Origin of the sequence: Roseospirillum parvum (assembly GCF_900100455.1) — a bacterium.
GTDB lineage: Bacteria > Pseudomonadota > Alphaproteobacteria > Rhodospirillales > Rhodospirillaceae > Roseospirillum > Roseospirillum parvum.
The window spans coordinates 431,131-444,276 of record NZ_FNCV01000002.1 but is presented as its reverse complement, the minus strand read 5'-3'; the positions used below and the strand labels follow the sequence as shown (position 1 = coordinate 444,276).

The window sequence follows — 13,146 nt, the reverse complement described above, 5'->3', positions numbered from 1 at the left end:
CCAGAGCCTGCTGATACGGCCGCAAATCCCCGTCGCAATCCGTTCCGGATCGCTCGGGATTTGCCCCTACCCCTTCAGCTCGGCGGCGCGGGCGGCGACGATCTGGTCGGCCTGCTTGCCCGACAGCTCCTGCATGTGGTCGAAGCGGAAGGTGTAGGTGCCCACCCCCATCGACTGCGAGCGCAGGTCGGTGATCAAATCGGCGATCTCGGCCTGCGGCACGTGGGCCTGGATGATGTCCCAGCCTTCCCAGCCTTCCTTGGGGCTGAAGGCCAGGATCTGCCCGCGCCGGCTGGACAGCGCCCGCTGGGCCCGCGAGGTGGCCTCGGTGGGCACCGAGACCTCGACCATCAGGATGGGTTCCAGCAGCACCGGGTCGCACTTGGGCATGCCTTCGCGCAGGGCCATCTGGGCGGCCGTCTTGAAGGCCTGCTCGGAGCTGTCCACGGTGTGGTAGGAGCCGTCGTAGAGGTTGACCGTGAAATCGACCACCGGGAAGCCCAGCACGCCCTGCCGGGCGTAGTCCTTGACCCCGGCCTCGACCGCCGGGATGTAGGCCTTGGGCACCACGCCGCCGGTGATGCTGTCGGTGAAGGCCACCCCCTCGCCGCGCGGCAGCGGCTTGATCTCCACGTGCACGTCGCCGAACTGGCCGTGGCCGCCCGACTGGCGCTTGAAGCGGCCCTGCTGCTTGGTCGACTTGCGGATGGTCTCGTGGAACGGCACCTTGGGCGCGCTGGTGGCGATCTCCAGGTTGTACTGGCTCTTCAGGCGTTCCACGGCGACCTTCAGGTGGATGTCGCCCTGGCCCCAGAGGACCAGCTGGTTGGTGTCCTCGCGCTGCTCGACGAGCAGCGAGGGATCATCCTCGCACAGCCGGGAGAGGGCGTGGGTCAGCTTCACGTCGTCGCTGGCGCTGGTCGCCTGCACGGCCAGGGCGTAGACCGGGGCCATCGGCTTGGGCCAGTCGCCGTCGGGCTTCTGGCGGCCGTTCTCGATCAGCGCCCCGGTGGGCAGCTTCTCCAGCCGGCCCAGGGCGACCACGTCGCCGGCGACCGCCCCGGGAACCTTGGTGCTGTCGGTGCCGAGCAGGGTGAACATGCCGCTCGGGCGCTCGCCGTCGATGGTGCCGTTGTCCTTCATCTCGCCGGCGAACAGGCGGAGCAGGCTCATCTTGCCGGTGTGCTGGGCGTGCAGGGTCTTGAAGCAGCGGGCGACGGCGGGGCCGTCCGCATCCAGGCCCAGGCGGGTCGCGGTGTGGGTGTGGTCGGGGGTGTCGTGGCGCAGCGACTTCAACAGGCGGCCCACGCCCTCGAGGTTGGTCGCCGAGCCGAACAGCACCGGCACCACCAGATCATTGGCGATGTCGCGCGACAGGTCGGCGTAGATTTCCCCGGCCGGGGGGACGGTGTCCTCGAGCAGCTTTTCCAGCAGGTCGTCGTTGAAGTCGGCCAGGCTTTCCAGCATCTCCTGGCGCGCCTCGGCCTCCCGCTCGCGCACCGATTCGGGCAGCTTGACCAACTGGCTGGCCTCGCCCTGGCGGTACTTGTAGGCCCGCTCGCTGACCAGATCGACATAGCCGGTGATGGTTTCGCCGTCGCGGATCGGCACCTCGCGCAGGACCATCGGGCGCGACGACACCGCCTGCAACCCCTCCAGCACGGCGCGCACCGAGATGTGGGCGTGGTCGACCTTGTTGATGAAGATCAGGTGGGGGATTTCGCGCTCGTCCAGGAACTTCAGGAGCGGGGTGAGCATGGCGGCCCGTTCCGGCTCGGGATCGACCACCACCACCGCGATGTCGGCCACCATCAGGGCGTTGTAGGTGTCCTGCATGAACTCGATCGAGCCCGGGCAGTCGAGGAAGGTCCACGCCTGGCCCATGTAGTCGGCCCGGGCGACGTTGACCTCCACCCCCATCTGGCGGTCGCGGGCCTCGGGCGAGCCGTCGCCCACGGTCGAGCCCTCGGTCACCTTGCCCAGCCGGTGGATGACGTCGGCCCGCATCAACATCGCTTCGAGCAGGCTGGTCTTGCCGCTGGTATACGGTCCGACAAGCGCGGCCACGCGCTGGCTGGTGACGGAATGACCCATGACGGATGTTTCTCCCTTGGATGAAGCCGGTTGCTCAACTGGGGACGGTTGCCCCTTGATAAGGCCATCAAATCAACCCGCACCCCGAATGGCAAGGCCACTCGGGGTCACCCAACCGGGCAGGGGAGGGGGGGTAGGGATAGGGGCGCGGCAGGGGTGGGGGCACCCAAAAGGTCTACGCCCCCGCCACCTTGGGTAGATCGGCCAGGGCCCTTTCCAGCGCCGCCGGATCGAACGCCGGGTCGGTCAACTGGCCGGCGAAATAGCTGGTGTAGGCCTGCATGTCGAAGTGGCCGTGGCCCGACAGGTTGAACAGGATGGTCTCGGCCTTGCCCTCCTGCTTGCAGCGCATCGCCTCGTCGATCGCCGCCTTCACCGCGTGCGAGGATTCCGGCGCCGGCACGATGCCCTCCTGGCGGGCGAACGCCACCGCCGCGGCGAAGCACTCGGTCTGCTGATAGGCCCGCGCCTCCATCAGCCCCAGGTTCAGGGCGTGGCTGACCATCGGCGCCATGCCGTGATAGCGCAGACCCCCCGCGTGGCTGCCCGGCGGCATGAAATGGGCCCCCAGGGTGTGCATGCGGACCAGCGGGGTGAGCTGCCCGGTGTCGCCGTAGTCGTAGGCGCAGGGGCCCTTGGTCAGGGTCGGGCAGGAGGTCGGCTCGACGCCGATGCAGCGCACCTTGGCGCCCTTCAGCTTCTCGGCCATGTAGGGGAAGGCCAGCCCGGCGAAGTTGGAGCCGCCGCCGACACAGCCGATGACCACGTCCGGCTGATCGCCGGCCATCTCCATCTGGGCCATCGCCTCCTGGCCGATCACCGTCTGGTGCAGGCACACATGGTTCAAGACGCTGCCCAGGGCATAGTGCGTGTCGTCGCGCTGCAACGCCAGTTCCACCGCCTCGGAAATGGCGATGCCCAGCGAGCCGTTGGAGTCCGGGTCCTCGGCCAGGATGGCCCGCCCGGCGGCGGTGTTGGGCGACGGGCTGGGAATGCAGGTGGCGCCGTAGGTCTCCATCAGGGCCCGCCGGTAGGGCTTCTGCTCATAGGAGACGCGGACCATGTAGACCTCGACCTCGAGCCCGAACAGCGAGCCGGCAAAGGCCAGCGAACTGCCCCACTGGCCGGCCCCGGTCTCGGTGGTCAGCCGGCGCACGCCTTCCTCCTTGTTGTAGAAGGCCTGGGCGACGGCGGTGTTGGGCTTGTGGCTGCCGGCCGGGCTCACCCCCTCGTACTTGAAGTAGATTTTGGCCGGGGTATCGAGCGCCTTTTCCAGCCGCCGGGCGCGGACCAGCGGCGACGGACGCCACAACCGAAGGACCTCGCGCACCGGCTCGGGAATGTCGATCCAGCGCTCCAGGCTGACCTCCTGGGCGATCACCCCCATCGGGAACAGCGGCGCCAGATCGTCCGGCCCCAGCGGCTGACCGGTCCCCGGATGCAGCGGCGGCGCCAACGGCTCGGGCAGGTCGGCGGCCAGGTTGTACCAGGCCTTGGGCAGACGATCCTCGGGCAGGAAAAACTTGGTGCTGTCGGTCATGAAAAGGCTCCGAAACGGCGCGGGACAACAGACACACCCTTTCTAGCCCGCCCCACCCCCAATGGCAAAACCTTGCCCCCGCGCCGCGCGGCCTTTATCTCCGGACACAAGGCAAGGGGGCGCTGCCCCCTTGAACCCCCGCCGGGGGGACCAGGGGCCCCCCCGGACCCCCGCCGTGACTTAAAACCGGACGGAGGGGGGCTTGCCCCCCTCCATCCGGTTTTGATTCATGGGTGGGGTCTGGGGAGGCCCCTGGCCTCCCCAGCGGGGTTCAAAGGGGCGGCGCCCCTTTGCGTGTGCTCGGGAGGTAACGGCGGCATGGCGCGGTGGCGGTTTTGGGTTGATCGGGGGGGCACCTTCACCGATCTGGTGGCGCGGCGGCCGGACGGGGGTCTTGTCACCCACAAGCTGTTGTCGGAGAACCCGGGCCGCTACGAGGACGCGGCCTTGCAGGGCATCCGCGATCTGCTGGGGGTGGCGCCCGATGCGCCGATCCCGGCCGAGCGGGTGGACAGCGTGCGCATGGGCACCACGGTGGCGACCAATGCGTTGCTGGAGCGTCAGGGCGATGCGACGGCGCTGTTCATCACCCGGGGCTTCCGCGACGCACTGAGGATCGGCACCCAGCACCGGCCGGACCTGTTCGCGCTGAACATCGTGCTGCCGGAGATGCTCTATTGCGAGGTCCACGAGATCGACCAGCGCCACGCCGCCGACGGCACGGTGCTGGAAGAGCTGGACGAGGCCCAGTGCCGGGCCGCCCTGCAGGCGGCCTACGACAAGGGCATCCGGGCCTGTGCCATCGTCTTCCTGCACGGCTACCGGTATCACGCCCACGAGCTGCGGGCCGGCGAGATGGCGCGCCAGGTGGGCTTCACCCAGGTCAGCCTGTCGCACCGGGCCAGCCCCCTGATGAAGCTGGTCGGGCGCGGCGACACGGCGGTGGTGGACGCCTATCTGTCGCCCATCCTGGCCCGCTACGTGGACCGGGTGGCGGCTGATCTGGGCGATACCCGGCTGCTGTTCATGCAGTCCAACGGCGGGCTGACCGATGCCCGGCGCTTCGCCGGCAAGGACGCCATTCTCTCCGGCCCGGCCGGCGGCGTGGTGGGGATGGCCAGGAGCGCCGCCATGGCCGGGTTCGAGCGCCTGATCGGCTTCGACATGGGCGGCACCTCGACCGACGTGTCGCACTTCGACGGGGTCTATGCCCGCACCCAGGACAGCGTGGTGGCCGGGGTGCGCATCAAGGCGCCGATGATGGAGATCCACACCGTGGCGGCGGGCGGCGGCTCGCGGCTGGCCTTCGACGGGCGGCGCTTCACGGTCGGGCCGCAGTCGGCCGGGGCCGATCCGGGGCCGGCCTGCTACCGGCGCGGCGGACCGCTGGCGGTGACCGACTGCAACGTCATGCTGGGCCGCTTGCAGCCCGAGTTCTTTCCGGCGGTGTTCGGGCCGGGCGGTGATGAACCCCTGGACCGGGCGGCGGTCGAGGCGGGCTTCGCCGAGCTGGCGGGCAAGGTCGGCCAGCCGGCCGAGGCGGTGGCCGAGGGCTTCCTGACCATCGCCGTCGAGAACATGGCCAACGCCATCAAGAAGATCAGCGTGGAGCGCGGCCACGACGTGACCCGCTACACCCTGGTCTGCTTCGGCGGGGCGGGCGGTCAGCACGCCTGCCGGGTGGCCGACGCGCTGGGCATGAAGACGGTGTTCATCCATCCCTTCGCCGGGGTGCTGTCGGCCTATGGCATGGGGCTGGCTGATCTGCGCGCGGTGCACCAGCAGGCCATCGAGGCGCCGCTGTCCGACACCCTGTCCGACACTCTGGCCGATGATCTGGACGCGGCGGTGGAGGAGCTGGGCCGCCGGGCGGCGACCGATCTGGCCGAGCAGGGCATCGGGGCCGACGACATCCGCCTGGAGCCCCGGGCCCTGCTGCGTTATCAGGGCACCGACACGGCGCTGGAGGTGCCCTATGGCACCCCCGCCGCCATGACCGAGGCCTTCAACGTGGCGCATCGCCGCCAGTTCGGCTTCCTCATGCCCGAGGCGCCGTTGCTGGTCGAGGCGCTGTCGGTGGAGGCGGTGGGCGGCACCGCCCAGGCCGCCGACCCCGAACTGCCGCCCCCCGACCGGGCCGGCCCGCCGGCGCCCAAGGCCACGGTGGGCATGGTCTGCCACGGCGCACGGCGCGATACCCCGGTGTTCGCGCGCGACGACCTGGGCCCCGGCGATGTGCTCGACGGCCCGGCGCTGATCGCCGAGGCCACCGGGACCACGGTGGTCGAGCCCGGTTGGCGGGCCGAGATGAACACCTACGGCCACCTCATCCTGACCCGCGTCGCCACCCTGCGCGGCGCCGCCCCCATCGGCACCGACGCCGACCCGGTGATGCTGGAGGTGTTCAACAACCTGTTCATGAACATCGCCGAGCAGATGGGCGCCACCCTGGCCAACACCAGCCATTCGGTGAACATCAAGGAGCGGCTGGACTTCTCCTGCGCGGTGTTCGACGGGGCCGGCAATCTGGTTGCCAACGCGCCGCACATGCCGGTCCATCTGGGCAGCATGGGCGAAAGCGTGCGTGCCGTGCTCGACAAGGTGGGCGACCGGCTGGCCCCGGGCGATGTCTACGCCCTCAACGCGCCCTACAACGGCGGCACCCATCTGCCCGATGTCACCGTCATCACCCCGGTCTTCGACGAGGCCGGCGAGGAGCTTCTGTTCCTGGTCGCCTCGCGCGGCCACCATGCCGACATCGGCGGCATCACCCCGGGCTCCATGCCGCCCCATTCGCGCACGGTGGAGGAAGAGGGGGTGCTGCTCGACGCCGTGCCCCTGGTCGCCGAGGGGCGCTTCCTGGAGGCGGAAATCAGCCAGACCCTGTCCAGCGGCCCCTGGCCGGCCCGCAACGTGGCCCAGAACATCGCCGACCTGAAGGCCCAGGTGGCGGCCAACGAAAAGGGCGTCACCGAGCTTCGCCGCATGGTCGGCGAGTTCACCCTGCCGGTGGTCAAGGCCTACATGGGCCACGTGCAGGACAACGCCGAGGAAAGCGTGCGCCGGGTCATCGACCGGTTGTCCTCGGGCCGCTTCCGCTGCGAGATGGACGACGGGGCGGCGGTCGAGGTGGCGGTCACCGTCGATGCCGCCAGCCGTTCGGCGCGGCTCGACTTCACCGGCACTTCCGGGCAGCATCCGGGCAACTTCAACGCTCCCGCCGCGGTCACCCGGGCGGCGGCGCTGTATGTCTTCCGCACCCTGGTCGATGCCCCCATCCCGATGAACGAGGGCTGCCTGAAGCCGCTCGACATCCACATCCCGGAAGGCTCGATGCTCAACCCGGCCTACCCGGCGGCGGTGGTCGCCGGCAACGTGGAGACCAGCCAGGTGGTGGTCGATGCCCTCTATGGCGCGTTGGGCGTCATGGGCGCGGCGCAGGGGACGATGAACAACCTGACCTTCGGCAACGCCACCCATCAGTACTACGAAACCCTGTGCGGCGGGGCCGGGGCGGGGCCCGACTTCGACGGTTGCTCCGGGGTGCATACCCACATGACCAACTCCCGCCTGACCGACCCGGAAGTGTTGGAATGGCGCTTCCCGGTGCGAATCGAGGCCTTCTCGCTGCGGCCGGGCTCGGGCGGCGCTGGCCGGCACAAGGGCGGCGACGGGGTGGTCCGGCGCCTGAAGTTCCTGGAGCCGATGACCGCCGCCATCCTCTCCAACCGCCGCCGAATCGCCCCCTACGGCATGGCCGGCGGGGCGCCGGGAGAGGTGGGGCGCAACAGTGTGGAGCGCCGCGACGGCACCACCGAGGACCTCGGCCCCACCGCCCGCACCGAGATGAACCCGGGCGACGTGCTGGTCATCGAGACACCGGGCGGCGGGGGCTACGGGGCGCCCGACCGGTGAGGGCGGCACGCAAGGGGGCGCTGCCCCCTTGACCCCCGCCGGGGGGACCAGGGGCCCCCCCGGACCCCCGCCGTGACTTAAAACCCCACCGAGGGGGGCAAGCCCCCCTCGGTGGGGTTTTGATTCATGGTGGGGTCTGGGGAGGCCCCCGGCCTCCCCAGCGGGGTTCAAAGGGGCGGCGCCCCCTTGCGCGGCGGCCTCACAGGCCGGCGCACAGGTGGCCGCCGTCGATCGGCAGGGTGGCCCCGGTGATGTAGGCCGAGGCCGGCGAGGCGAGCAGCAGCAGGGCGCCGTCCAGGTCCCTGGGCTGGCCCAGGCGGCGTTGCGGGATGCGCCGGATCAGCTTCTGTCCGGCCTCGGTGGCGAAGAAGTCGCGGTTGATCTCGGTCTCCACGTAGCCCGGGGCCAGGGCGTTGACGCGCACGTTGTGGCGCGCCCACTCCAGGGCCAGGACCTGGGTCAGGTGGATCAGCCCGGCCTTGGCGGCGGCGTAGGGGGCGACCCCGGCGGTCGGCCGCAGCCCCAGGATGGAGGCGATGTTGATCAGACTGCCGCCGGTCGGCTCACCCTGGCTCATGCGGCGGGCGGCTTCCTGGGCGACCAGCCAGGCCCCGGTCAGGTTGGTGTCGAGCACCGTCCGCCAGTCGCTTTCGGTCAGCTCCAGGGCCTTTTCGGTCAGCGCGATGCCGGCGTTGTTGACCACGATGGTGGGCCGGCCGAGGCTCTCCTCGGTGGCCGTGAAGCCATCGACCACGCTGGCCCGGTCGGTGACGTCCATGGCCACGGCCAGTGCCTGGCCGCCGTCGCGGGCGATCTCGCCGACCGCCTGATCGAGCCGGTCGAGCCGCCGCGCGGTCAGCGCGACGCGGGCCCCGGCCCGGGCCAGCACCCCGGCCATGTGGCGGCCCAGGCCCGACGAGGCACCGGTGATCAGGGCGACCTCGCCGGAAAGGTCGAACGGCGTCATCGGCGACCCGTCGCCCGCTGTTCCGGCGCGGCTCACGAAGCGGCCTCGTCGGCCGCCGCCCGGGCCTGCTGGCGCAGGATGTACTTCTGGATCTTGCCGGTCGAGGTTTTCGGCAGCTCGGTGAAGACCACCGTGCGCGGCGCCTTGAAGTGGGCCATGTGGTCGCGGCACCAACTGATGATGTCGGCTTCGGTCAGGCTGCCCTCGGCGTCGGGCTTCAGGGCCACGAAGGCGCACGGGGTCTCGCCCCACTTGGGGTCGGGGCGGGCGACCACGGCGGCTTCCATCACCTCGGGGTGGCGGTAGAGCACCTCCTCCACCTCGAGGCTGGAGATGTTCTCGCCGCCCGAGATGATGATGTCCTTCGAGCGGTCCTTGACCTCCACGTAGCCGTCCGGGTGGCGCACCGCCAGATCGCCGGTGTGGAACCAGCCGTCGCGGAAGGCCGCCTCGGTGGCCGAGGGGTTCTTCAGGTAGCCCTTCATGACGGTGTTGGAGCGCACCATCAGCTCGCCCACCGTGAGGCCGTCGGCCGGCACGTCGGTCATGTCCACCGGGTCCATCACGCGGACCTCCTCCAGGGTGGCGTAGGCCACCCCCTGGCGGGCCATGCGGGCGGCCCGCTCGGGCAGCTCGAGGTCGGCCCACTCGGGCTGCGGCAGGCACACGGTAGCCGGGCCGTAGGTCTCGGTCAGGCCATAGAGGTGGGTGACGTTGAAGCCCATCTTCTCCATGCCGGCGATCACGGCGGAGGGCGGCGCGGCGCCGCCGGTGGCGATCTCGACCCGCTGCGGGAAGCTGCGCCGGTCGCTTTCCGGGGCGTGGATCAGCATGCCCAGCACGATCGGCGCGCCGCACATGTGGGTGACGCCATGCTCGGCGATCTGCTCGAAGACGCGCGCCGGCTCCAGCTTGCGCAGGCAGACATGGGTGCCCAGCGCCGCCGTCACCGCCCAGGTGTAGGTCCAGCCGTTGCAGTGGAACATGGGCAGGGTCCACAGATAGACCGACTGCTGGCTGAGGTGGAAGGCCTGGGCGTTGCCCAGGGCGTTCAGGTAGGCCCCGCGATGATGGTAGACGGCCCCCTTGGGGTTGCCGGTGGTGCCGCTGGTGTAGTTCAGCGCGATGGCCCGCCATTCGTCGTCGGGCAGCGGGAAAGTGGCCTCGGGGTCGCCCTCGGCCAGCAGGTCCTCGTAGGTCAGCGCACCGATCAACTCGCCGCCCTCGGCCAGCGGGTCGTCGATGTCGACCACCAGCGGCGGGTGTTCCATGCGCTTCACCGCCTCGGCGATGACCGGGCTGAAGGCGCGGTCGGTCAACAGCACCTTGGCCTCGCCATGCTCCAGGATGAAGGCGATGGCCTCGGCATCCAGGCGGATGTTCAGCGCGTTGATCACCGCCCCGCACAGCGGCACCCCGTGGTGGGCCTCCAGCATGGCCGGGGTGTTGGGGGCCATCACGCTGACCGTGTCGCCCACCCCGATGCCCCGCCGGGCCAGCGCCGAGGCCAGCCGCACCGACCGCGCGTGCATCTCGCCATAGGTGCGCCGCAGCGGCCCATGGATGATCGCCACCTTGTCCGGGCAGATCACCGCCGCCCGCTTGAGGAAGGAGATCGGCGTCAACGGCACATGATTGGCCGCCACCGGATCAAGACCCTGCTCGAAAATACCCCCCTCGGACATGCTCACCGGCTTTACTCCCTGAAGCCAAAAAAACGGGCCCCAGTATCGAAACCCCGCCCCATCCCGGTCAAGCCCGCGCCGCGCACGAGGCCGTCGCCAGGATGGGGGCGGGCCTGATACCGTGGCCGGCGGAGCGGACTGATGGCAGGTCGAGAGGGCGGGCATGGATGACGTGCTGGCGCGGGTGGCGGGGTTGCGGCGGGCCGGACGGTTTGGCGAGGCGCGGGCCCTGGTCGCCGAGGCCTTGGCCGCGGCGCCGCGGAATGCCGACCTGTGGCATGCCGAGGGGGTTCTGTGCCGCGCCGAGGGGCGCCCCGGCGCGGCGGCGCGGGCCTTCGAAAAGGCCCTTGAACTGGCGCCGGGGCGTCTGGAAACCCGGGTGGCGCTGGGCAACGCGCGCCGCCTGATGGGTGACTCGGCGGCCGCCGAGGCGCTGTACCGGGCGGTGCTCGCGGACCGCCCCGGGCATCCCACGGCCAGCCTGAACCTTGGCACCCTGCTGGCCGACGAGGATCGCCTGGAGGAGGCCGAGGGGCATCTGGCGGCGGCGCTGGCCGCCCTCGACAGCCATCCCGAGGGGCTGCCCGCCTGGGGCCTGGAAGGGGCCGAGGCGCGGGCCCATGTGGCCACCGGCCTGGGCACGGTCAGGCTGCGCCAGGGCCGGCCGGCGGCCGCCCTGCCGCTGCTGGAGGAGGCCCATCGGCTGACCCCGGACGACGCCACCACCGCCTTCAACCTGGCCTGGGCGCTGTTCGCCGCCGGCCGTTGGACCGAGGGCTGGGGGCCCTATGGGGCGCGGACGCGGCTGCCCGGCCTGGCCCCGCCCCAGGGGCTGGTCGGGCGGCGCTGGGATGGCACCCCGGGCGGCCAGGGCGAAACCCTGCTGCTGTACGGCGAGCAGGGCCTGGGCGACACCCTCCAGTTCGCCCGGCTGGTCGGACTGGCCCGGGCCCGCTGGCCGGGTCGCCTGGAGTTGGCGGTGCACCGCCCGCTGCGCCGCCTGTTGCGCCGCGCCGTGCCGGCCGACACCGTGCTGCCGCTGGACGCCATCGGGCCGCACCACGCCCAGGCCAGCCTGCTCGACCTGCCGGTGCTGCTCGGGCTGCCCGAGCCGGCGGCCATGGCGGCGGCGGCCCCGGCGCCTTATCTCAAGGCTCCCGGCCCGCCGCCCGACTGGCTGCCGGCGGACGGCTGCCGGGTCGGGCTGGTGTGGCGGGGCGGGGCCGACAACCGCATGGACCGCATCCGCTCCTGCCCGCCGGAAGCCCTGCTGCCGCTGCTCGACCTGCCGGGGGTGAGTTGGGTCAGCCTGCAACTGCCCCGGGGCGCCGACTCCCCGCCGCCGCTGGCCGCCCTGCCCGGCCTGGAGGGGCGGGTCGACGATCTGGCCGAGACGGCGCGCGTTATCGCCGGGCTCGATCTTCTGATCGGGGTGGATACGGCGGTGACCCATCTGGCCGGCGCCCTGGGCGTGCCGACCTGGCTGCTGCTGGCCCATGCCCCGGACTTCCGCTGGGGCACGCAGGGCACGCGCAGCCTTTGGTATCCCGCCGCGCGGCTGTTCCGCCAGCCCCGGCGCGGTGCCTGGGCGCCGCTGGTGCGGGCCGTGCGGCGGGGATTGGCGAGTTGCCTGGAGACGTGCTAAATTGTACCCAGGCGGCGTCTGCGGACCGCCGCCAACGCGGCAGAAGGCGCGCGTTTTCACCCGGTCGTCACGCGGTTCCCTGCCCCATTGCGGGCTGGGCCGTTGTTTGGTGGTGCACGGAAAAGCCGTGGCAGAGGTGACGTCATGATCAATCCCTTGAGCACAACCGGGTTCCAGCAAACCTCCATGGCCGACGTGCTGCTCAGCATGGCGAGCAGCCGGGTGGCCAGCGAGCTGAAAGCCGAGCAGACGGACATCGAGCGGCGCTACGGCAGCAAGGACGATGCGATCAACGCCGAGTCGGACCGCTGGGTGACCGTCAAGGCGCAGGTCAACAACGCCGGGATTGCCGTCGACAACGGTTTTGACGCCATCAAGGAAGCGCGCAACCTGCTGATCGGCATGCGCAACGATCTGGCCGACATGGCCGACGACCCGGAGTTCCACCGCGACCGCTTCAACACCAAGCTGAACCAGTTGAACGGCGCCATGGACATGTACTCCAAGGAGTTCAACCTGCTCGGCAACGTTCAGCAGACCGACTGGACGCCGAACCAGATTGAATACCGCAACGATCTGGGCATCGGCACCACCACCCTGACCGGCACCTACGCCGGCAGCGACTTCTACATCACCGACGACTCGGGCGGCCAATGGGTGCCCGACCCCGATTCCTACTCGCTGGAGTACTACCCGGAAGGCTTTCCCGGCGAGACCGACGGCGAGCTGATCTCGCTGTCCAACGGCGTCACCCTGGACAGCTACGACGCCGACAGCGGCGCCATCACCATCACCCTCAACCTGGGCGATTCGGAAAAGACCGTCACCGGCACCCTGCACCAGGGCGGCAACGGCCTGATGGGGGCGTGGTTCTATGGCGACTTCCTGGACGGCGATGGCGCGGTGGACGAAGACAAGCTGAACGCCGCCCGCGACGCCATCACCCGGGCCGAACTGGAGATCGATCTGGCCGAGGGCCATCTGGTCGGCCTGAAGAACCAGGTGGACATGGACAGCCGCCATGCCGACCGTGAAATCAAGGCGCTGTCGAACTCGCGGCGCGACAACCTCTATGACCAGCTCGAGGAAACCACCGACCTGCAGCAGAAATTCCAGCAGCAGTATCAGGTGATGGTCACCAACCTGGAGAACATGAGCCTGGAGCAGCAGCGCTACCTGGACATCTTCGCCTCCACCCTGGCCAACTCGCCGTTCCTCGACACCTCCATCTGAGGGCGCCGAGGGCACCGGCGGCGGATCGCCGCCCCTCGGATGTTCTTTACATGTTCTCATTTCCGGG

General features: G+C 70.4%; 7 protein-coding genes. 3 read left to right on the top strand and 4 right to left on the bottom strand.

The window, feature by feature from the left end; genetic code table 11:
* Positions 1–66: 66 nt before the first annotated feature.
* Positions 67–2,094 carry an elongation factor G gene (locus BLR95_RS04945; RefSeq protein WP_092616307.1) on the bottom strand — a complete coding sequence of 676 codons (2,028 nt, stop codon included), beginning with the start codon at positions 2,092–2,094 and terminating at the stop codon, positions 67–69.
* Between the two features lie 175 nt (positions 2,095–2,269).
* The gene (locus tag BLR95_RS04940; RefSeq protein ID WP_092616304.1) at positions 2,270–3,634 is read right to left on the bottom strand and encodes a TrpB-like pyridoxal phosphate-dependent enzyme; all 1,365 of its coding nucleotides are present in this window, start codon (positions 3,632–3,634) and stop codon (positions 2,270–2,272) included.
* Positions 3,635–3,952: 318 nt separating this feature from the next.
* Between BLR95_RS04940 and BLR95_RS04935 the strand changes: the two genes are divergently transcribed.
* Positions 3,953–7,549 carry a hydantoinase B/oxoprolinase family protein gene (locus BLR95_RS04935; protein WP_092616301.1) on the top strand — a complete coding sequence of 1,199 codons (3,597 nt, stop codon included), beginning with the start codon at positions 3,953–3,955 and terminating at the stop codon, positions 7,547–7,549.
* 199 nt (positions 7,550–7,748) lie between these two features.
* Here BLR95_RS04935 and BLR95_RS04930 read toward each other — a convergent pair whose 3' ends face one another.
* A complete protein-coding gene (locus BLR95_RS04930; RefSeq protein WP_092616298.1) occupies positions 7,749–8,516 on the bottom strand; it encodes an SDR family NAD(P)-dependent oxidoreductase in 768 nt (255 codons plus the stop codon).
* 32 nt (positions 8,517–8,548) lie between these two features.
* Positions 8,549–10,201, bottom strand: a complete 1,653-nt coding sequence (locus tag BLR95_RS04925; RefSeq protein WP_092616528.1) for an acyl-CoA synthetase — start codon at positions 10,199–10,201, stop codon at positions 8,549–8,551.
* A gap of 163 nt (positions 10,202–10,364) precedes the next feature.
* Between BLR95_RS04925 and BLR95_RS04920 the strand changes: the two genes are divergently transcribed.
* A complete protein-coding gene (locus BLR95_RS04920) occupies positions 10,365–11,846 on the top strand; it encodes a tetratricopeptide repeat protein (RefSeq protein WP_092616295.1) in 1,482 nt (493 codons plus the stop codon).
* A 144-nt stretch (positions 11,847–11,990) separates the two neighbouring features.
* A complete protein-coding gene (locus BLR95_RS04915) occupies positions 11,991–13,079 on the top strand; it encodes a hypothetical protein (RefSeq protein WP_092616293.1) in 1,089 nt (362 codons plus the stop codon).
* Positions 13,080–13,146: the final 67 nt, after the last annotated feature.